Origin of the sequence: Pontibacter mangrovi (assembly GCF_006385705.1) — a bacterium.
Taxonomy (GTDB): Bacteria; Bacteroidota; Bacteroidia; order Cytophagales; family Hymenobacteraceae; genus Pontibacter; species Pontibacter mangrovi.
The window spans coordinates 44,158-63,634 of record NZ_VFRQ01000015.1; the positions used below are offsets into that span (position 1 = coordinate 44,158).

The window sequence follows — 19,477 nt, forward strand, 5'->3', positions numbered from 1 at the left end:
TAAGTTACGTATGCTCCCGTAAATAAAATAGGCACTGTGGCTGTGGGTGACAGTTAGCCAAAACCGGTCTGTTGTATTTCAACGGCTCCTACTGTCTACAGCATGCTATCAGAGTAAATCTGTAACTCTTTGCTAGAATTTTGTAATAGCAAGCGCTGGGTCAGGATGTACCTTTGTGTTATCAAGAACGACTAAATGAGTGGCAAAATGGAGAATAAAGTACTAACCCCTGATAAGGCTGTAGGTCAGCCCACTGCACAGGAGCAGAGAGTGTCTTTACCGGTTACAGGTATGAGCTGCGCCTCCTGCGCCCTCAGCGTGGAATCCATGGTAGGAGCCCAGCCTGGAGTGTCGCAGGCAGCGGTGAACTTTGCCTCCCAGACACTCCAGGTGTCTTATAGCCCTGATAAAATCACCCTTGCCGAGATACAGCGAAATGTGCAGGAGATAGGTTTTGACTTGATCGTTGATGAGGAAAACGCCCAGGAGAAGCAGGAAGAAGAGCAGCATAACCGTTACCAGACGCTGAAGAAGAGGACTATCGCAGCAGCCATTCTTACCCTGCCGGTGTTTATCATCGGGATGTTTTTTATGGATATGCCTTACGGGAACTGGATCATGATGGTGCTGAGCGCCCCGGTGCTGTTTTACTTTGGCCGAAGCTTCTTTATCAATGCCTTTAAGCAAGCCAGAAACGGAAAGGCAAATATGGACACGCTGGTGTCATTGAGTACAGGCATCGCCTTTGGCTTCAGTGTGTTTAACACCTTCTTTCCGGAGTTTTGGCTCACACGCGGGCTGCACCCGCACGTGTACTTCGAGGCCGCGGCCGTCGTGATCGTGTTCATCATGCTGGGTAAGCTGCTGGAGGAAAGGGCTAAATCGAATACCTCCACAGCCATTAAGAAGCTGATCGGCCTGCAGCCTAAAACCGTTTGGCTGGTAGAGGGGGACCACGAGCGGGAGGTGCCAATTTCACAGGTGCAGAAAGGCGACCTGCTGCTGGTGCGTGCCGGCGAAAAGATACCTGTGGACGGAGAGGTGGCGCAGGGCACTTCCTATGTAGACGAGTCGATGATTTCGGGGGAACCCGTACCGGTGGCCAAGCAGAAAGGAGACAAAGTGTATGCAGGCACCATCAACCAGAAAGGCAGCTTCCGATTTGTGGCCGAGAAGGTAGGCAGTGAGACCATGTTGGCCCAAATTATTAAAATGGTGCAGGAAGCGCAGGGCTCCAAGGCACCGGTACAGAAACTCGTGGACAAGATCGCGGGTATTTTCGTGCCAGTCGTGCTATTGATCGCGCTAGTAAGCTTTACGACTTGGTTGATGCTTGGCGGTGACAATGCACTGACGCAAGGGCTGCTAGCCTTGGTCACCGTACTTGTGATTGCCTGCCCATGTGCCCTTGGCCTGGCAACCCCAACCGCTATCATGGTGGGTGTGGGCAAAGGTGCTGAGAACGGCATCTTGATTAAAGACGCCGAAAGTCTGGAGCAGGCCCATAAAGTGAATGCTGTTATTCTTGATAAGACGGGCACCATAACGGAGGGCAAACCTGTATTAACGGATATAATTTGGGCTGGTGGAGCGGAAGCCCGAAAACAAACCCTGCAAACCATACTGCTGTCATTGGAACTGCAGTCAGAGCACCCGTTGGCTGAAGCAGTGGTCCGCTACCTGAAAGACCAGGAGGTAAGGTCACTTGAGCTGGACACGTTTGATAGTGTAACCGGGCGCGGGGTGAAAGCTTCCTTGCACGGAAACCGGTATTTAGCAGGTAATCATAGATTATTAGAAGAGGAAGGCGTACATGTTGATCCGAAGCTGACACAGCTAGCCAGCTCTTTAAGAGATGAGACCAAAACTGTTATCTTCTTTACAGAGAATAGTAGTGCTGTAGCTTTAGTAGCCATTGCAGACCAAATCAAGCAAAGTTCGGCGGCAGCCATCCGAACATTGCAAGAGCAGGATATTGAGGTGTACATGCTTACTGGCGATAATCAACAAACCGCTGCCAGTGTGGCAGCACAGGTAGGCATAAGGAATCATAAAGCAGAGGTTTTGCCTTCGGATAAAGCCGCTTTTGTAAAAGAGTTGCAAGCTCAAGGCAAGGTAGTAGCCATGGTGGGGGATGGCATCAACGATTCGCACGCCCTGGCACAGGCTGATGTCAGTGTAGCCATGGGCAAGGGCTCTGACATAGCCATTGATGTCGCCAAAATGACCCTCATTTCCTCGGATCTGCAGCAGGTTCCTAAGGCACTGAAGCTATCGAAGCAAACGGTGCGGGCCATTAAGCAAAACCTGTTCTGGGCCTTTATCTATAACCTGATAGGTATTCCTATTGCTGCAGGTGTGCTTTACCCGCTGTACGGCTTCCTGCTGGATCCCATGATTGCAGGTGCGGCCATGGCTCTGAGCTCTGTGTCTGTAGTTACGAACAGTTTAAGGCTGAAGGCGCAGAAACTGTAACCGTGGTGAATAATTATATAATAAATAATAAATATTGTGTAATAAGAAAGGTCTTGATGGGATCTATCTTTGTAAAATCCAAACTAAGTATAACTTCTAAAAGCATAAAAACATGAAAGACTTAAAGTTTAAAACCAACATAAACTGCGGCGGCTGTGTTTCTAAAGTAACCCCAGTACTCAACGCCGCCGAAGGTGTTTGCGAATGGACTGTGGATACAGCCAACAAAGACAAAGTGCTTACCGTGAAAACAGACTCTCTCTCTGCCAGTGAGGTCATCGCCACTGTAGAGAAGGCTGGCTTTAAGGCACAACCTATTTAAATCAGTAATAGCCGGAATGGTTCGTTATAAACAAGGGAAGGCTCCTCATTCCGAAGAGCCTTTTCTTTTATCGTAATATCCCTTCTTATGTACTAAAGGTTAATCTTTTGCGCTTTGATACGTGCGGAGATTATTTCTAAAATAGTAATCACCTCTTCCGGGTCAGGCAGCGTACCATACACGAGGGAGCGGAATTCCTGCTGGTAGGCCGTCTCTAAAGAATTCCAGACTCCTCTCACGTCGGCGAACAGCAGGCAGGCATCCAGCGGCTGCATGGCCCAGTCGCCCTGAAACTCGCTGTTGCGGGCATCATCAGCCTGCACGGCCTGAATCATCTCAAAGAAGTCCTCGCTGTGCAGAAATGCGGTCACTGCAGGTGCTTTCAGCATGGCGTGCAGGTCATATATGTGGCGGATCTTGCTACCTAATTCATCTACCGGGTTTTCGGCATAAGAAGCCCGCACCAGGGCGAGCACTTTCTCTGTGAAGGTGCGCTCCAGACTTACCACATTTACCTCAAAAGGCTCTAGTGCGTACTGGCGGATCATGTCCAGCAACCCACGTTGAGCCATAAACTGGCTGATGTAGGTCTTGATTGGCATCAGCTGGTGCGGGTTGGGGCTGGCAAAGGAGTTGATTTCCACCAGAATCTTGTCGGTTGCCTGGCCATAGTCCCCCTGCACGGAGGCTCCATAGTCGTGCAGCGTTTTGCGGAAGCGGGAACCCTTGCTGGTCCGGAGCGGATCATCTACCTCCACCATGTCCTTTGTGATCTCTTTTGAGATTTTGCGGATCAGCTGCATGACCTGGTTGTTAGTCATGCCCTCGTCAGCGTTGATGGCCAGGTCGATGTCCTCTGAAAAGCGCTCGATCAGGTTGTAGGCTTTGGACAGGGAGGTGCCGCCTTTGAAAATGGCCTGCTCCACGTAGGGGGAGTGGGCCAGGCGGTAAAGCACCAGTGTCACCCAGTAGTCCTTCTCCACGTACACATCCCTGATCTGCAGGGCCTCTGCCGTAGCCGTAATGGCATCCCGAAACACCTCCGGGTTTTGGTGCAGGTTCATATAATATTCCAGTCCTTTCTGTTAGGCAGTATGCTCTCGCTAATGCCCAGTTTGTATTTTGTCAGCGGGTTCAATGACTGCCTTAGTCTGTCTGCCTCCTCTGTAAAGCCCAGACGCTCCAGCAGGGCTCCCAGCAGGGCGCGGGTAGCGGGGTTATAGTCCAGCGCCAGCTCCATGAGCCGATCCTTGTCGCGTTCAGCTAGCTCTTTGATATACTTAAGCAGAATAAGGATCGTCTTTTCGCTGTTGCGGTCCGGAATCTTCTTGTAACCGCGCAGAGCGTCCAGGATCTGAAGCTTGTCAATGTCAGACTCCTTGAAGTTGGTGGGGCTTTGAACATAACGGACTTTGGTTTTCCCTACATTCGCTACCCGGCGCTGCTTGCGTGTCATTAGCGTCACCTCCTGGGGAACCTGCGTGGTCAGACCTAGCTGGTTGTAAAGCCCCAAACCGCTCTCGTACCCTTTGACTTCGCCTTTGGAGGTGCTCAGGCTCTTGATGATCTCTTTTTCGGATGGTTTTACTTTTCCGAAAACAGTTTCCTTTTGCTTATAGTAGCGGCCTTTTGCCAGCCGGTTAATTACCCCTTGCTTGGCCAGGCGGCTGAGCGCCGCCGCCAGGGCCTCCAGCTGGCTGTCGTTTACCTGAAAATCAGCGTAAGTTAGTAGCTGACCGGGCTGGGCCTGATCAATTCTTTCCCGGACTTGCTGCATGATGCTCATTGTTTCCTTTCTAAGTTGTGCACTAGTTTAGCCTAATGGTTCTATAAAGGTAGTAGCTTGCCTATCATTTGTCAAGTTTTTTTGTTATTAAACTTGACAAATGACAAAAAAAACTTTAAAAGGAGCTTCTTAAATCCTCCAAGCGTTTTTCTCCTTTTATGCTGCATCATACTTGGCAATGTTTTGGACTACAGCCTCAGGCATTATATAACGTGTAGCAGATTCGCCTATCAGGACCAAGCTTGATTCTACTTTATAGGTTATTACGGCTTACTTGATTGTATTAAAACAAGAAGGTGTATTAATTAGTAAACAAAATACTCTATATAGAGATATTTTTTTGAAAAATGCACCGTATACAAAAATTAAAAACATACATTTGTATACGAAAGGTCGGAAAAATGGAAAACATAGTTGCAATCAATCTTACACGAGCCAGGCAATTCAGAGGTTTAACGATGGATCAATTAGCTGGCAAGATTAATTGTTCGAAGCAAGCTATAAGTCATTATGAGAATGGTGTGAGGTATCCTGATAGCAAAACCTTACTAGCTATAGGTGATGCTTTAGATTTAGAGTTAGATTATTTTTATAGTGATAGTAGTGTAAAATTTAGCTTACATAACATTAGTTACAGACAAGGCTTCGGCCTTGATTCTAAACAAAAGCAGGATGTAGAAGACGAAACAAGCTCATTATTAAGTGACTATTTAGAACTAGAAGCCATTGCAAAAGAACTCGTTGTTTTTCAGAACCCCCTTGAAGATCTTGTGATTAGCAGTACTTCAGATGCTGAGAAAGCTGCAAAGCAACTTAGAAAGAGGTGGAAATTAGGAGAGGGTCCTATATCTAATATTACTGGTCTTCTGGAGAGAAAGGGTGTGAGAATCATTAAGTGTGACTTTGACTTTTTTTACACTCACGAAGGCTTGTCCGGTTGGGCTGAAGATAAGAAAGTTCCAGTAATTGTCCTTAATTCTAGACAGCAAGACTTGTCCCGAATGAGGTTTACAATTCTTCATGAGCTGGGTCATCTCTTATTGGTAATGGCTGAGAATGTGGACGAGATCGCTATTGAAAGAATTTGTGACGCTTTTGCAGGGGCTGTGCTGCTTCCAGTTGAAATATTAATCCAAGAGTTCGGGAAGAACAGAACAGCTATTACGATGCCTGAACTCAAGAGGATTAAAGAGCTATACGGAATATCTGTTGCTGCAATCATGGTCCGAGCTTCTGTAACCAAGCTGATATCATGGGATGCCTATAACAAGTGGAAGCAATCTGACTTCTCTGATTTTGACTATGGGCAGTTTAGTGGTACAGAGGAGCCACAAAGGTTTGAACAGATGCTGTACCGTTGTTTAAGTGAACGAAAAATTGGTTTTGACAAAGCTGCAAGATTGGCCAGAAGAGATGAGGCCGAGCTAAGAAAAATTTATAGCCAGCAACAATTAGAGTTTTGAGATGGGCCCGATAGTTATAACAGAGATCAACACAGCAGCAACGCTGTACAGGTTGGGCCTGTTGAAATACTTTAACAGCAACAACCTGAGCATACATATAACAGACATCTGTTATAACCATAAAGGTAGCCATGATGTGTTAACTTTATACAATAACAAAATGCTTGCTAAACGGATGGAAGAACAAGGCTTTCTAAAAGTTGTAGAACTAACTGAGATCCAGATGAAGCAAGTAGCAAAACTGTACAGTGAATATAAGCCCAAGTTTGTTGTTAAGACTATATCAGCACTTGTTTATGCGCACGAGGGAAACATGAAGGTGATCAGCGAAGATGAGCTATTAGGAGATGTTGCTAGAGGCGAATTGAACCTGAAGGTCTACAATCAAGAATGGTTTGTTGACAGCCTGCTACAGGAACTTGTAGCAATGGGAGTTAAAATTGATTCTTCACAATTAAAAGAGATGATTCAGTATTTCTAGAGAAATATATTATAGAAGAATAATAAAGAAAAAAGCCAGGCATTGATACCTGGCTTGTAGATTCCGGTTAAGGAAGACAAAAGCCTGCTAAGCTTTTGGGGTTCTATTGATTTCGCACTTCAAAGTTACCTCCTTTAACTGAAATCCGCAAGCTTACTGGTGATTATAAACTACCTATGACAAAACATAGGTGGGCCTGCATGTTCAATTTTAAGATTTTATAAAAGCACGTGCTTGTAATCGCATACTGGGTAGAGCCCCAGCTGCTGCAGAAATGATATGTGGCAAACAGTATTATTTGTTGAATATCAAAGTTAAAGAAATGACTTTAGCCAACGGGGCGCCGCAAACGCAAAAAAACAAAAAGGCTCTGAAATTTATGATCGAAGGGGAGCCTTTTGAAACATTAGATCAGTATAAAACGGGAGCCGAGTTAAAACAACTCAGAGGTATTCCCCAAGGAGTAGAGCTTTTTCTGTCAATTAAAGAGCCTTACGAAGACGAGTTGATAGGTAATGACACCAAGGTTAACTTGGCAAGGCCTGAAATAGAGCGCTTCTTTGTAAAACAAAAGCTGAAGCTCACCATAAATAAAGAGCCTTTTGTGTGGTTTAGCCAGTTTATCTCTGGCAAACAGATCAGAGAGTTGGGTAATATTCCAGCTGAACATGAGATTTATCTTGACATCAAGGAGCCCTATGTGAATACCCTTATTCAGGATGATACCGTGATTGATCTAGCCAGACCTGGTAAAGAACACTTCTTCTCTAAGGAGCAATCTGTTAAGGTTATTATCATCAATGGCAGACCAAAGGATTGGGCCGATAAAACAGTCACCTTTGAACAAGTCGTTATATTGGCCTTCGGATCTTTTGATAATAGCCCGAATAAGGTGTACACCGTTACCTTTAGTGAAGGGCCAGTATCAAAGCCTGAAGGTACTATGGTGAAGGGCTCAGTTGTTGAAGTTAAAAACAAAATGGTTTTCAATGTCTCAGCAACTGATAAATCATAGTCCTGACCTAAAGCGTCTTAGAGACGAAGGCTATGAAGTAGAAGTACTTGGTGGATATTTACTTATCCACCAAGTACCCTATCTTAATGATATTGGTGAGGTTAAGCGCGGGACATTGGTGAGCGACCTAGTATTGATAAACAATACTACAGTTGACAAACCCAAAGATCATGTGATTCACTTCATAGGTGAAAACCCCTGCAACGTTGGTGGAACGGTTATTTCAGCGATACAATATGTAAGTACTACTAGAGCACTTAGGGAAGGCATTACTGTTAATTATTCGTTTTCCAACAAGCCTCAAGGCGGTTACCCGAACTACTACGAGAAATTTAAGAGGTATGCTGAGGTGATCTCTGCTCCTGCGAAGTACTTGCATCCTGATCTTACGGAGAAAACTTTCAAGGTAATACCCTCCAGGAATGAGGAGTCAGTGTTTAAATACATTGACACAAACTCTAGTAGGGCAAACATTGACATAATTAACTCAAAGTTTAAGGGGCAAAAGGTTGCCATCATAGGTATTGGAGGTACTGGAGCTTATGTTTTAGACTTGGTTGCTAAAACGCCAGTGCAGGAAGTACATATATTCGATGGAGATCACTTCTTACAACATAATTCATTTCGCTCACCTGGTGCAGCATCCGTTGAAGATTTAGATGAAAAGTGGATGAAAGCTAAATATTTTGCAGATATCTACTCTAAAATGCACAATGGTATAACTCCTCATCCCTACTATGTGGATGGCTCCAATTATCACGAACTTGATCAAATGGACTATGTTTTCCTATGCGTTGATAAAAATAGAGTTAGGAAAGGCATTATGGATTATTTACTGCACAAAGGCATCCCTTTTATAGATGTGGGCTTGGGCGTTAATGTCGTTGATGACAAGTTGATCGGGACCACTAGGGTAACTGCGGGTACACCTTCCAAGAATGATCATCTCAAGGACAGAGTTTCTGAGGTGGATGATGAGAATAATGAGTACTCGACAAATATTCAGATTGCTGACCTAAATTCGCTTAATGCGTCTTTGGCGGTCATCAAATGGAAGAAGATGTGCGGCTTTTATCAAGACTTGATCGAGGAGCACCACAGTGCATATTCAATTAACGTCTCTAAAATTTTCAATGAAGACCGTACAGCATAATTTTGTTGAGTTCATACCTGATCATTTAGACGAGGGGGTGCTGTACATTTCCTTAAATTATTGCACAGCCATACACAAATGTGTGTGTGGCTGTGGCAATGAGGTTGTTACGCCATTCTCCCCAACGGATTGGTCACTAACATTCAATGGGAAAAGTGTCACCTTGAGGCCTTCCATAGGTAATTGGAACTTTGAGTGCAGATCCCACTACTTTATTACTCAAAACAAAATAGAGCGGTGTAGGGATTGGACCAACAAAGAGATTGCTGTTGGGAGAAACGTTGATAGGGAGAATAAAGCTGATTTCTATTCAGAGGATAAGTTAGAAGCTGATGTAGACATATTTGAAAACAGGATTGATCAGAGTGAAGGAGCTTCGAAGAGGTGGAGCCTAAAGTCTATATTTACAAAAATAAAACTGAGTTGGACTCGGCGGCAATAGTGCTGCCGAGGATTATAATTAAAAATATGACTATTGCACAACTGTTCAAATACCGCTGTAGGCATATAAGAGCAGGCATTGTTAAGCGGGCAAGGAAGACTTTTAAGGATGAGAACGAACTGCTGCCCTCATCTTTGAGATTACTTTGGCTACCTAAATCACACCTGTTTAACATAAGGTAAATTATAAGACTATGTATATATAACTATCATCTATTATAAAACAATCCTTAATTATGGCAATATATTGGTTGACAATCCTATACAATAGGAACACTTGAAGATTGAGAAATAATAAGGCGTTATAAATACTAAATATTTTAGCTTTCATATTTTATAAAGTTAAAATATTTCTCTAAAGTTGCGTAATAGCTAATATTTTTAGCACACATGCAACATGAATACAAAGATATTATTACCCTCAGAAACAGTAAGCTTTATTCTGCTAGGTCGTGACACAGAAACAAAGCACCCGCTCTTCGCGGCACGTGTCCCTGCTGGCTTTCCCAGTCCGGCAGAAGAGCACATTGAGGACAGAATTAGTCTATCATCTTATTTAAATGGACATCCCGACGCTACTTTTTACGTGCAGCTAGAGGGGGATTCTATGATAGACTACAACCTGCTGGAGGGCGACCTGCTCGTCGTAGACCGTTCACTGCACGTGCGCAGCGGCGACATCGTGCTGGCCAATGTCAACAGCGAATATACAGTAAAGAAGCTGGAGATAACAGAAACTGGAGTCCGGCTTCTCCCCGGCAATAAAAAGTACAACCCTGTAGAGATCACGGAGGATTTGGAGTTTTTGGTCTGGGGCGTAGTGCGGGGTGTAGCCAGGAGGATACGCCAATGACTAATTTGTTTGCCCTTGTAGACTGCAATAACTTTTACTGCTCTGTGATGCGCGTCTTTCACCCCGAGCTAAACAATGTGCCTGTGGTAGTGCTTTCTAACAACGACGGCTCGATCATCGCTAGAAGCAATGAGGCCAAAGCACTGGGCCTGCAGATGGGGCAGCCCTTTTTCGAAGCCAAGTCAACTATAGACAAATATAATGTAGTCTACTTTAGCTCTAACTATACGCTTATAGGTGATATGTCTGCCAGGGTGCACAGTACCTTGGCCCGCTTCACTCCCAATATGGAGATTTACTCCATTGACGAGGCTTTTTTGGACCTAGGTGGCTTTAAAGGAATAGATATACCGGATTATGCACGCACCATCCGAAACACCGTCAAAAAGTGGATAGGCATACCCGTCAGTATAGGTGTCGCGCCCACGAAAACCCTGGCGAAGCTTGCGAACCGGATTGCCAAAAAGTCTGAGAAGGCCAACGGTGTGCTGGTGCTGACGGAAGCTAAGCATTTGGAGGTAGCACTAAAAAGAACCGACGTCGGTGACGTATGGGGCATTGGCTCCCGCTATGCCACAAAACTCCACAGCTTCGGCATAAACAATGCCTGGCAGCTAGCCAATGTCACGGATGCTTTTGCTAAAAAACATTTAACGGTGGTGGGGCTGCGGCTGGTGAAAGAGTTGCGTGGGGAGCCATGCACTGACTTAGAGATCGAGCCTCCGGCAAAAAAAGGGATCTGCTCCTCTCGCTCATTCGGGCAACCAGTAACCTCGCTCAACGACCTAAAGGAAGCAGTGGCTATCTACGCCTCCCGATGCGCCTACAAGCTACGGCAGCAAAAAAGCGCTTGCCGCGTGGTAACCGTGTTCATTCATACCAATCCATTCCGGGAACAGGAGCCGCAATACTACAACACCAAAACCATCTACCTGCCCGTTTCTTCCTCCTCCACTATAGAATTAGTTCAGTACGCTACCATGGCACTGGAACACATCTACCGGGACGGGTTTGTCTACAAGAAAGCCGGCGTGTACATCACGGAGATTGGACCGGCAGACGGCGCACAGATGAATATCTTTGACAGGGTGGATCGGAGTAAGCATGCAAGCCTCATGCTCACGTTGGATCAACTTAACAGGTCTATGGGAAAGGGCACGGTAAAGGTAGCTGCTGAGGGGGTGAGCCATATTTGGGAGCCTAAAGCTGAATTCTCTCCTCCATGCTACACCACAAGAATAGAAGATGTCCTGAAAGTGCGATAACGCTCCAGCAAAGGATAGCTATCTTGTATATCAAATTAGATGTGCTAAATTCGATAATGGTTAAACTTAAAATGTACATGAAATTTAAAGAGGCAATAAAATTTATAGAATGGAATAAAGACAAAGCAGCAGTCGCAGTGAATAAAGAACAGATGGAAATTTTCATTCTTGATGTCTTTGTAGATGATCTTGAGTCTGATACTAGTGTTGAGGATATACCTGTGTCTGTTTCTTATGAGCAAGATTTAGGGCCTGGTGCTGGTTCAGAAGACTTCTATGAAATCTCAGAATGCCTGGAGGAGCATCCTCATGTAGAAGCCTTAAAATTCTTTATCGTTGACAAAGAGCTTGCCGATAGTATCCGAGGGCATGAGTTTTGGTATCAGCTTGAGGCGCTGGGGCTTCAATAGAAACTTGAAATGGGTGGATTTAATTAACAAAGGAAGGAAACCAAATGATAAAGATAAAACATCCCGTAGAGGAGTGTAATGCAAGTCAGGAAAAATTTATGGCCACCTGTCCTAGCGAGGAGCGCCGCTTTCACGAGCTGACATTTACGGTAGGTAATATTTCTTATCGTTACCACCACGAAGCTAAGGACTATTCTCCTAATATGATTGATTATCAGGAATGGCTTGAGGGTCTGCCCGATAATGTGCGCAAAGGAATGGAAGAACAAGGTTTCGAGAATTGTAAAAGCATACTATCATTCACACGCTATGTAATGGAAAAAAATGATGTGGGAATGGAGGAGTATATTCGCCTTAATATGGACCCGCAGGACTACGAAGAGTACCTAAAAATAGCGAAAGGCTAGGTGTAATAAGTTAAATACTTTCCTTATTTGATGTTGGCGCTGAAGTTCGCTTCATGCTTAACATCTTTTATCTGCTAGAGTATTAAAGGGATACCTAAAATCTTACCTTAGTCATTGGCCTTATAATTCAGGTATTCATTTTTCTCTCCTGAAGCCTCATTGTAATTAAAAGTCTTCTCATCAATCTGCTTACCGTTCTTGTAAATAACAAAGCGCATCTGCATGGAAGCAGGACCATCCTCTACGGCACTAAACTCATTGGCAGCATGAATGGTAAGTTCCCTTACATTATCCGCTTCAAAAGAATAGGACGTCTCCGAAAGGTTGCCGTCAAATAACACGGGCGGCATAGCTTCGCCAGTACCCCTCACTTTGAAATCGCCACCTCCAATAGTAATAATCTTAATGAATTTCTCATAATCCCCAGACTGGCTGTAATCGACCCGATAGGTAGCAGTATCAGGCAGGACCGGGCCCTCGCCTTGGTCATCACAACCAGCAAAAAATAGAACCATGCATAACAGAAGGGAGAAGATAGATAGCTTTTTCATAGCCTAAAAATTAAATGGTTTATAGTTAGGTGAAAAATGTTTTCTACAGAGACGTAATTAACCGCAACAGCCAGGCGAGACACAGAAACTGCATTTCATCTCCTAAAGTCTGACTCCTATACTAGATTCCAGATCATAACTTCACTTTCATAGGGATACGATTTTCCTGGTCGTTTTTGGGATGTATGATGTCGTTATAGTCTTTATGGCCAAGGGGCTTATGCACCTGAAGTCCGGAACGAATACCGGAGTTCTTCTCAAAGGCAAAAAGGCTCAGCTTGTCTACAGGAATATCAAATTTCTTTTCATCCAAGCTGAAGGTAATACTGTCGGCATTCTTTGTAAAGGTGTAGGGCTTACCTGCTATCGCCGTGGCCAGATAGATATCATAGATCTTTCCCTGGTAATCGTTATCGAAAATGGTATGCTTTTGAGCATGCGGCCACGCCTGCAGGGAAAGCTCCACCTGCATTCTCGACATTCCCCCGCCAAACGAGACGAACACTGAGTTGCTGAAGTCCCGCTTATCCTTCTCCAGCTGATAGAAGCTCATGGCATCTATAGGGTTCTCCGCAAAGTAGACATGGCGTGTAAGAACCGGATTCTGCGCAAAGTCGGCTACCCAGACACCGTGCTTGCGGTCGCTGCCCGCTGCCACGCCCTTAAAGCCATAATTTCTAAGGTCGTAGCCTATCGTTTCGCCGCTAGCTGGCCTTTGCAGCGGGAAGGCGATATTGGTGTAGGCGTTATCCTTCTCTGCGTCCCGTACCAGCCTAATATAAGGCAGGAACAGCTGCACCGTCTCGTTAGAGAGACCACGTTCCTTGATCAGGTAATGCAGCTTAAAAACAGAGGCCTCGGATTCGACAAACCTGCTTTGATCAAAAGGCTTTGCTTCCGTAACGGCGTAGGCAGAAGCTTTGGGTTGAGAGGCATAAGCATATTTAGACAGCACCTTATTGATTCCGTCGATCTCATTGCGAAAACTTCCCTGGAAGCGGTGCAGCCGGTTGGCCACAAAATCTATCACCGACCCCTTGTCGTTGCTTCCATCCCGGTTGAAGTACATCTGCCGGGAGCTGTCGCCTGGGTTGTTGATAATGATTCTGTCTCCGTCAGGGTGCTTGAACTCAGGGCTCTTTCTCCCCTTCAAGGGATCGAATACATAGCCTAGCGATTCGGCGACCTGAATGATCGACACCTGCTCTCTGTATTCCTGAAAGGTCATAGGCAAGTTAACGTTTGATAGACATAACAGGGGTTTCCTTCACTGCCAAGGTGTGGCTTTCTTTAACTGAGACCTGTCCCTCCACTATCTTTAGTCCTTTAGGATCATTCAGATCCAGGCGGGCCGAGATCAGCTGATCCTTTGCTTTGGAATAAAGCTCCAGAGTACCTCCTTGCCGCAGGTGCTCTTTCTGATCAGTACTCAAAACTATATCCTTGATAGCACTGGGCACTTGGATATCCCGCACCCTCACCCTTAGAATCTCGTTGGTCTCCTTATCCAGCTGGAAAACATACAGCTCTTTCTCCCCATTAAGCGATTTAAATGGCTTTACCAGTAACTCCCCGTTTTGCAGTTTCTCCAACTCCTGCTTACTGGCGCCAATCTCATTCTGTATCTCCCTCCGTATGGGGTGGATCAGCAGTGATAGAGTGCTGTCTGGATTCATCTTCAGGCTCAATTTTGCATCCACGGTAAGGGGTTCCAGACTGGCGTCCTTGATAGTAAAGGTATTCAGGCTCGTGCGCCTGCCCGTCAACAGGCTAACCAAATCCTCAGACTTCATGGAGAGTACGTCTTTCTTATTCATTCCAAGACGCTCAAACTGACCATAAGGCAGATCTTTAATATCGAAGTTCATAATTTATTCAGATCATGGATATGCTTTTTTAAAAATACGTTAAAACAATGTACAGGTATATAAAATATAGCAATTTAAAATTATTCTATGCAAATTTTGTATAAAATATGTATTTTTATAAAAAATTTATATAATTATATAAAATTCATGTTATTTCAAAGTGTAGATGTTTTTACACGAATTTATACTTTTAACCTAACGAGTACTTGAGCAAGACGCTCTGGGAGTTCGAAACGAATGGTTTAATAAGTGCGGAAGCTCCAAAAATATGACTTAGATATGAAGTTGATTAAATTATAATCACAATAGCACCTGCCGTGATAAATGTGGCCCCCAATATGACCTTTGGCTCAATAGGTTCGTTCAGAAATAGGAAAGCCATACCAATGGCAATGGCTACACTTAGCTTATCGATGGGCGCTACTTTGGATACGTCACCGGTTTCGAGCGCTTTAAAGTAGAATATCCACGACAGGCCGGTGGCAATTCCCGAGAGTATAAGGAAAAGAAGGTTTGTCCGGTTCAGTTCTTTTATAGCTTTCAGATCTCCCGTTGCCGCTACTATCCCCCAGGCTACGATCAGAACAACTACCGTGCGGATAGCTGTGGCAGCGTTTCCGTCAATTCCTTTCACGCCGACTTTGGCAAGTATGGCAGTAAGGGCTGCAAAAAAGGCCGATAGCAAGGCATAGTATTTCCACATGGCGATTTAGTTAGTACAGGTACGCAAACAACTTATAATTGAGGCCGCTATTTCCGGCCCCAATGGAAGTATAACGCAGGCATAAACAGCAGGTTAAGGATGGCGGAGGTCAGGATCCCACCCACAATCACCACGGCCATCGGGAACTCGATCTCCTGCCCGGAACGGTTACCGGTAAGTATAATCGGCATCAATGCCAGTACCGAAGTCAGCGCGGTCATGATGATGGGCATGATGCGCTCCTGTGCTCCCTGCAAAATCAGTTCCTCGCCAAACGGCATGTCTTCTTTCAGCTCCAGGTGGCGGTAATGGCTGATGAGCATAATGGTGTTTCGGGCCGCAATGCCTAGCACCGTTACAAAGCCCACAATCGAGCCCAGCGACAAAACGGCTCCGCTCAGCAGAACCGAGATAACGCAACCGGTAAGCGCAAACAATAAACTGCCCATCACCAGCCCGGCCAACCTGAATGATTTAAAATCGGCATACAGCACCAGGAAGACACCGATCAGGGAAATAAGCGAAATGCTGAGAATGGTGTTCGAGGATTCGCGCTGCTCGGCGTACTCGCCCAGCAGCTCGGGGTGGTAGCCCTGCTCAAAATCCATTGTTGCAATCTTCGCTTCAATGTCGCGGGCCACGCTGCCTAGGTCGCGGCCTTTCACGTTGCAGGTCACGTCTATTTTGCGGGAGGAGTTCTCGCGGGTAATCTCGTTGGGCGCCGGCACTATTTGGATGTCTGCCAAATCGCGCAGCGGCAGCTTTGCCCCGTTCGGCACATCCACCAGTAAATTTCTAAAGGCGTTTATATCGTTGCGGATAGCGGCTTCGCCCCATACTACCACATCAAATACCTTTTGCTCCTGGTATACTTCACCCACCTTGGTTCCCCGCATCAGGGTAGACACCGCACGGGTTACATCGCCCGGCGACATGCCAAACTGCAGCGCGGCGGCAGGCTTGAATCTCACCTGTATCTGGGGCACCAGCGTTTGCTGCTGCACTTTCAGGTCCACTACGCCATCAATGCCCTGTACCTCGTTGCCTATCTCGGTGGCTTTGGCATACAATTTATCCAGGTCCGGGCCGTAGAGGCGCACCACGATGGAAGCGCTGGTGCCCGTGAGCACCTCTTTGATGCGCTCACGAAGGTAGGTAAGCACATCCCGGAACAAACCGGGGTAGCCATCGATGGTATGCTGAATCTCGGCCACGGTGGCATCATAGTCCGGCACGTTCGGGTCCACACTGATCCAGAGTTCCGTGAAGTTAGGCCCCACTACCTCGTCGGCTACCTCGGCGCGGCCAATATGCGCCCCAAAGTTCCGTACGCCCTCTATCGCCCTGAGGTCCTTGCTCACCTTCACGGTAATGCGCTTCATGGCCTCCAGCGAGGTACCCGGCTTTTCTACCCAGTGCATCAGGAAATCATACTCTTTGAAATGCGGCAGAAACTCCTCTCCCAGAAATGGCACCACCATCGCAGAGGCACCTAACGTAATGGCCAGCGTAGCGACAATACGCTTCGGATGCGCCAGCACGGCCGGTAGGAAGTTTCTATACTTTGTCTTGAGCCATTTGGCGGCAGGCGGCTCTTTTTCTCGCAGCGGTGCATTAGGCAGCAGCAGCAAAGAAAGCGCTGGGGTAAGGGTCAGGGCGATCAGCAGCGACACAAGTATCGCCACGATGTAGGACAGTGCCAGCGGCTGAAAGAAGGAGCCTGCCAGTCCCGGCAGCATAAACACCGGCAGCAGCACCAGCGCCACAATCATACTTCCGTAGATCACCGCACTCCGCACCTCCAATGAGGCATCCAACACTACTTTAAAAGCCGACTCCGGTGCGGCAGACATCCTGTTCAGGCGCAACCTGCGGGCAATATTCTCTACATCGATGATGGCATCGTCCACGACCTCACCCAGCGCAATGATGAGCCCAGCCAGCACCATGGTATCCAGTGTTTTGCCGGTATAATGCAGCACCAATGCAGCACCTACCAAGGAACAGGGCAGCGCCGTTACGCTGATAAGGGCCGTGCGCCAGTCGTAGAGGAAAAAGGCCAACACCAACACCACCAGCAGGCAGCCGAGCAGTAACGCGGCATTCAAATGCGCTAGAGACATTTCGATAAAGCTGGCAGGTCGGAAAATAGTGGAGTCCAGTTCCATATCAGGCAGGCCGGGCTTCATGGCTTCCAGCGCAGCCTCTACGCTGTGGGTAACTTCCAGCGTGTTGGCACCCGGCTGTTTCTCCACGATTAGCAGCAGGCCAGGCCCGTCGTTGATGATGGCATCGCCAATGGGCGGCTGGTTGCCGATGGTAATATCCGCCACATCGCCTAGACGGATGATGTTTCCGCCTTTAGTAGAGACAGGCACGCGCGCCAGTTCCGACACCTCGTTTATACTTTGGGTATTGGCGATGGCCAGGCGCTGGTTAGGCGTATCCATGAAGCCGCCGCCGGCCAGTTGCAGCGCCCCCGATGCCGCCTGCTGCACTTCGGCCATCGTAATATTATGAAGCCGCAGCCGCTCTGGATTTATCAGAATCTGGTATTGCTTGTCGCGCTGGCCCCAGATGGCCACGTTGGCCACACCGGGAATGGCCATCAGGCGCGGCCGCACATTCCAGCGGATAAGGGTGGTCATCTCCATCTGCGAGAGCTTCTCCGAGGAAACGCCCACTTTCAGAATGCGGCTGGTAGAAGACAAAGGCGAGAGCATCACGGGTGGGCGGGCCACTGCCGGAAGGGTAACCGCTACACGAGAAAGGCGCTCCTGCACATGTTGCCGCGCCTCCATCACATCAACCCCCTTCTCAAAGTACAGTACTACAGACGAGAGCCCCAGCACCGATTTGGAGCGCAGTTTCTGCATTTGCGGCGTGCCGTTCAGGGCATTTTCCAGGGGTATGGTTACCAGCGCTTCCACCTCCGGCGTAGACAAGCCGGGCGCTTCGGTCTGCACCTCCACATAGGGCGGCGCAAACTCCGGGAATACATCCATGGGCGTATTGCTGAGCCTGTTATACCCTACATACAGCAGCACAAACATCAGCGATACCACAATCACGCGGAGCTGCAGGGACGTGGAAACCAGCCAGCGCATCATTTGCCACCTCCAAACTCGGTTCCGAACAGCTCAGCCGCGCCATCGGTTACCACTCTCATACCTGCCTCCACACCCTTAGAGATAACGGCCTGCTGCCTAAGTATGGATTGTACCTGTACACGCTGCCTTTGGTATACCTGCGGACCGGTTTGGACATATACCCATTCCCCTCCGTTTATATCATACACAATGGCGGCGTAGGGCACCACCATACCATCCGCTTTCCCCTTGGTTGGCAGAGATACCATCACCTTTTGACCGGGGTAAAATGATTTGTCTGTGTTTTTGATTTCGTAGAAAATATCGGTTAGGGCCGCTGTGGAACCGCTGGCCACGGGCGTGGACACGGGCATGGCCTCGCTAACCGCCTGTCTTCCAGTCGCTGCAAGGGTGCGCACCTGTGCCGGTTGGTTTAGGTTGATTCTCTCCAGGTCGCCCATGTATACCGGTACCCGTACCCAAACCGGGTTCAGGCCCGCAATATCCAATAAGGGGGCGCCAGCGGCCACTGTTTGGGACTGCCCCGCATAGACCCGCTGTATCACACCATCCAGCGGCGCTTTGATGACGAATACCGATTGGTTAGCGGATTGCCCGGTGCCGCCCTGCAGCAGCTCCCGCTTGCCAACGGCATCCTGGTAGGCTTTCTGTGCCATGGCCAGCTCGGCCTCAGCCTCTTGTTTCGCCCGCTCGCTTACAGCTCCGTCTTTCAGCAATTGCCGCATGCGATTGGCTTTGTTGCGGGCCGTTTCCAGCTGCACCCGGCGCATCTCAAGCTCCTGGTTATTATTGGCAAGGTCGCCTTCCGCGGGAAGTATGGTGAGGCGGTATAACACCTCGCCCTTCTTTACCGTGCGGCCGGTTTGGGGTATTGGGCTGCCTTTCTGCAAAGCCAGTATGCCTTTCATGGGGGCGGTAATAGAAGCGGCCTGCCCAGGCTCGGCTTGCACATCGCCACCCATTTCCAATGTGCCCGTCACCTCCTGACTGCCCACCGTAACCGTCCGGATGCCGAGGTTTTTCTCCGCTTCCGGGGTGAGCGTAACCGTAGTCAGTGCGGATTCTTTTACCGGTGAAGATACCGCTGCAGCCGCTTTTTTCTCTGCTTCGGGCGCTTTACTGCAAGCGAAAAGCAGGCAGGGCAGCAGTATAAATTGTGGCGTATATCTCATAA

General features: G+C 47.5%; 19 protein-coding genes. 11 read left to right on the forward strand and 8 right to left on the reverse strand.

Going from position 1 to position 19,477, the window contains the following annotated elements:
- The first annotated feature begins 207 nt into the window (after positions 1-207).
- Together FJM65_RS19180 and FJM65_RS19185 are read left to right on the forward strand one after the other, a co-directional pair.
- Positions 208-2,475 carry a heavy metal translocating P-type ATPase gene (locus FJM65_RS19180; protein WP_394348149.1) on the forward strand — a complete coding sequence of 756 codons (2,268 nt, stop codon included), beginning with the start codon at positions 208-210 and terminating at the stop codon, positions 2,473-2,475.
- Between the two features lie 112 nt (positions 2,476-2,587).
- On the forward strand, positions 2,588-2,797 hold the full coding sequence (locus tag FJM65_RS19185) for a heavy-metal-associated domain-containing protein (protein WP_025603864.1): 210 nt from the start codon (positions 2,588-2,590) through the stop codon (positions 2,795-2,797).
- Positions 2,798-2,889: 92 nt separating this feature from the next.
- On the opposite strand, the gene FJM65_RS19190 is transcribed toward FJM65_RS19185, so the two are convergent.
- Positions 2,890-3,861: a nucleotidyl transferase AbiEii/AbiGii toxin family protein gene (locus FJM65_RS19190; protein WP_140455332.1), complete on the reverse strand. Its 972-nt coding sequence runs from the start codon at positions 3,859-3,861 to the stop codon at positions 2,890-2,892.
- Complete coding sequence (locus FJM65_RS19195) at positions 3,858-4,574, reverse strand: type IV toxin-antitoxin system AbiEi family antitoxin domain-containing protein (protein ID WP_181163797.1); 717 nt, start codon at positions 4,572-4,574, stop codon at positions 3,858-3,860. Before FJM65_RS19195 ends, FJM65_RS19190 begins: the two co-directional genes overlap by 4 nt.
- 410 nt (positions 4,575-4,984) lie before the next feature.
- Here FJM65_RS19195 and FJM65_RS19200 point away from each other — a divergent pair, with 410 nt between their 5' ends.
- The 9 genes from FJM65_RS19200 to FJM65_RS19240 all read left to right on the forward strand — a co-directional run bounded on the left by FJM65_RS19200 (position 4,985) and on the right by FJM65_RS19240 (position 12,071).
- Positions 4,985-6,046 carry a helix-turn-helix domain-containing protein gene (locus FJM65_RS19200; RefSeq protein WP_181163798.1) on the forward strand — a complete coding sequence of 354 codons (1,062 nt, stop codon included), beginning with the start codon at positions 4,985-4,987 and terminating at the stop codon, positions 6,044-6,046.
- 175 nt (positions 6,047-6,221) lie between these two features.
- Positions 6,222-6,527, forward strand: a complete 306-nt coding sequence (locus FJM65_RS21405) for a hypothetical protein (RefSeq protein ID WP_181163799.1) — start codon at positions 6,222-6,224, stop codon at positions 6,525-6,527.
- 301 nt (positions 6,528-6,828) lie between these two features.
- Positions 6,829-7,542 carry a multiubiquitin domain-containing protein gene (locus tag FJM65_RS19210; RefSeq protein ID WP_210240322.1) on the forward strand — a complete coding sequence of 238 codons (714 nt, stop codon included), beginning with the start codon at positions 6,829-6,831 and terminating at the stop codon, positions 7,540-7,542.
- A complete protein-coding gene (locus FJM65_RS19215; protein ID WP_140455336.1) occupies positions 7,517-8,695 on the forward strand; it encodes a ThiF family adenylyltransferase in 1,179 nt (392 codons plus the stop codon). Before FJM65_RS19210 ends, FJM65_RS19215 begins: the two co-directional genes overlap by 26 nt.
- Entirely contained in the window at positions 8,676-9,137 is a 462-nt protein-coding gene (locus FJM65_RS19220; RefSeq protein WP_140455337.1) for a DUF6527 family protein, read from the forward strand. The genes FJM65_RS19215 and FJM65_RS19220 overlap by 20 nt, the downstream gene beginning before the upstream one ends.
- A gap of 396 nt (positions 9,138-9,533) precedes the next feature.
- Entirely contained in the window at positions 9,534-9,989 is a 456-nt protein-coding gene (locus tag FJM65_RS19225) for a LexA family protein (protein WP_140455338.1), read from the forward strand.
- Entirely contained in the window at positions 9,986-11,254 is a 1,269-nt protein-coding gene (locus FJM65_RS19230) for a Y-family DNA polymerase (protein ID WP_140455339.1), read from the forward strand. The genes FJM65_RS19225 and FJM65_RS19230 overlap by 4 nt, the downstream gene beginning before the upstream one ends.
- A gap of 77 nt (positions 11,255-11,331) precedes the next feature.
- Complete coding sequence (locus FJM65_RS19235; protein WP_140623704.1) at positions 11,332-11,664, forward strand: hypothetical protein; 333 nt, start codon at positions 11,332-11,334, stop codon at positions 11,662-11,664.
- Between the two features lie 44 nt (positions 11,665-11,708).
- A complete protein-coding gene (locus tag FJM65_RS19240; protein ID WP_140455341.1) occupies positions 11,709-12,071 on the forward strand; it encodes a hypothetical protein in 363 nt (120 codons plus the stop codon).
- A 107-nt stretch (positions 12,072-12,178) separates the two neighbouring features.
- Here the strand turns inward: FJM65_RS19240 and FJM65_RS19245 are convergent, their stop codons facing one another.
- The 6 genes from FJM65_RS19245 to FJM65_RS19270 form a co-directional block, all read right to left on the reverse strand.
- Entirely contained in the window at positions 12,179-12,622 is a 444-nt protein-coding gene (locus FJM65_RS19245; RefSeq protein WP_140455342.1) for a beta-barrel fold lipoprotein, read from the reverse strand.
- Between the two features lie 133 nt (positions 12,623-12,755).
- On the reverse strand, positions 12,756-13,850 hold the full coding sequence (locus tag FJM65_RS19250; protein ID WP_140455343.1) for a DUF3991 domain-containing protein: 1,095 nt from the start codon (positions 13,848-13,850) through the stop codon (positions 12,756-12,758).
- A 7-nt stretch (positions 13,851-13,857) separates the two neighbouring features.
- A complete protein-coding gene (locus FJM65_RS19255; RefSeq protein WP_140455344.1) occupies positions 13,858-14,490 on the reverse strand; it encodes a DUF4099 domain-containing protein in 633 nt (210 codons plus the stop codon).
- 289 nt (positions 14,491-14,779) lie between these two features.
- Positions 14,780-15,193 carry an EamA family transporter gene (locus tag FJM65_RS19260; RefSeq protein WP_140455345.1) on the reverse strand — a complete coding sequence of 138 codons (414 nt, stop codon included), beginning with the start codon at positions 15,191-15,193 and terminating at the stop codon, positions 14,780-14,782.
- Between the two features lie 47 nt (positions 15,194-15,240).
- Positions 15,241-18,303: an efflux RND transporter permease subunit gene (locus tag FJM65_RS19265; protein WP_210240323.1), complete on the reverse strand. Its 3,063-nt coding sequence runs from the start codon at positions 18,301-18,303 to the stop codon at positions 15,241-15,243.
- Positions 18,300-19,475: an efflux RND transporter periplasmic adaptor subunit gene (locus FJM65_RS19270; RefSeq protein WP_140455346.1), complete on the reverse strand. Its 1,176-nt coding sequence runs from the start codon at positions 19,473-19,475 to the stop codon at positions 18,300-18,302. The genes FJM65_RS19265 and FJM65_RS19270 overlap by 4 nt, the downstream gene beginning before the upstream one ends.
- Positions 19,476-19,477: the final 2 nt, after the last annotated feature.

Coding starts and splice junctions, on each gene's coding strand:
- FJM65_RS19240 (WP_140455341.1), top strand. CDS start 11,709: ATGATAAAGATAAAACATCCCGTAGAGGAGTGTAATGCAAGTCAGGAA.
- FJM65_RS19200 (WP_181163798.1), top strand. CDS start 4,985: ATGGAAAACATAGTTGCAATCAATCTTACACGAGCCAGGCAATTCAGA.
- FJM65_RS19225 (WP_140455338.1), top strand. CDS start 9,534: ATGAATACAAAGATATTATTACCCTCAGAAACAGTAAGCTTTATTCTG.
- FJM65_RS19260 (WP_140455345.1), bottom strand. CDS start 15,193: ATGTGGAAATACTATGCCTTGCTATCGGCCTTTTTTGCAGCCCTTACT.
- FJM65_RS19215 (WP_140455336.1), top strand. CDS start 7,517: ATGTCTCAGCAACTGATAAATCATAGTCCTGACCTAAAGCGTCTTAGA.
- FJM65_RS19250 (WP_140455343.1), bottom strand. CDS start 13,850: ATGACCTTTCAGGAATACAGAGAGCAGGTGTCGATCATTCAGGTCGCC.
- FJM65_RS19245 (WP_140455342.1), bottom strand. CDS start 12,622: ATGAAAAAGCTATCTATCTTCTCCCTTCTGTTATGCATGGTTCTATTT.
- FJM65_RS19265 (WP_210240323.1), bottom strand. CDS start 18,303: ATGATGCGCTGGCTGGTTTCCACGTCCCTGCAGCTCCGCGTGATTGTG.
- FJM65_RS19220 (WP_140455337.1), top strand. CDS start 8,676: ATGAAGACCGTACAGCATAATTTTGTTGAGTTCATACCTGATCATTTA.
- FJM65_RS19235 (WP_140623704.1), top strand. CDS start 11,332: ATGAAATTTAAAGAGGCAATAAAATTTATAGAATGGAATAAAGACAAA.
- FJM65_RS19255 (WP_140455344.1), bottom strand. CDS start 14,490: ATGAACTTCGATATTAAAGATCTGCCTTATGGTCAGTTTGAGCGTCTT.
- FJM65_RS19185 (WP_025603864.1), top strand. CDS start 2,588: ATGAAAGACTTAAAGTTTAAAACCAACATAAACTGCGGCGGCTGTGTT.
- FJM65_RS21405 (WP_181163799.1), top strand. CDS start 6,222: ATGGAAGAACAAGGCTTTCTAAAAGTTGTAGAACTAACTGAGATCCAG.
- FJM65_RS19230 (WP_140455339.1), top strand. CDS start 9,986: ATGACTAATTTGTTTGCCCTTGTAGACTGCAATAACTTTTACTGCTCT.
- FJM65_RS19270 (WP_140455346.1), bottom strand. CDS start 19,475: ATGAGATATACGCCACAATTTATACTGCTGCCCTGCCTGCTTTTCGCT.
- FJM65_RS19180 (WP_394348149.1), top strand. CDS start 208: ATGGAGAATAAAGTACTAACCCCTGATAAGGCTGTAGGTCAGCCCACT.
- FJM65_RS19190 (WP_140455332.1), bottom strand. CDS start 3,861: ATGAACCTGCACCAAAACCCGGAGGTGTTTCGGGATGCCATTACGGCT.
- FJM65_RS19195 (WP_181163797.1), bottom strand. CDS start 4,574: ATGCAGCAAGTCCGGGAAAGAATTGATCAGGCCCAGCCCGGTCAGCTA.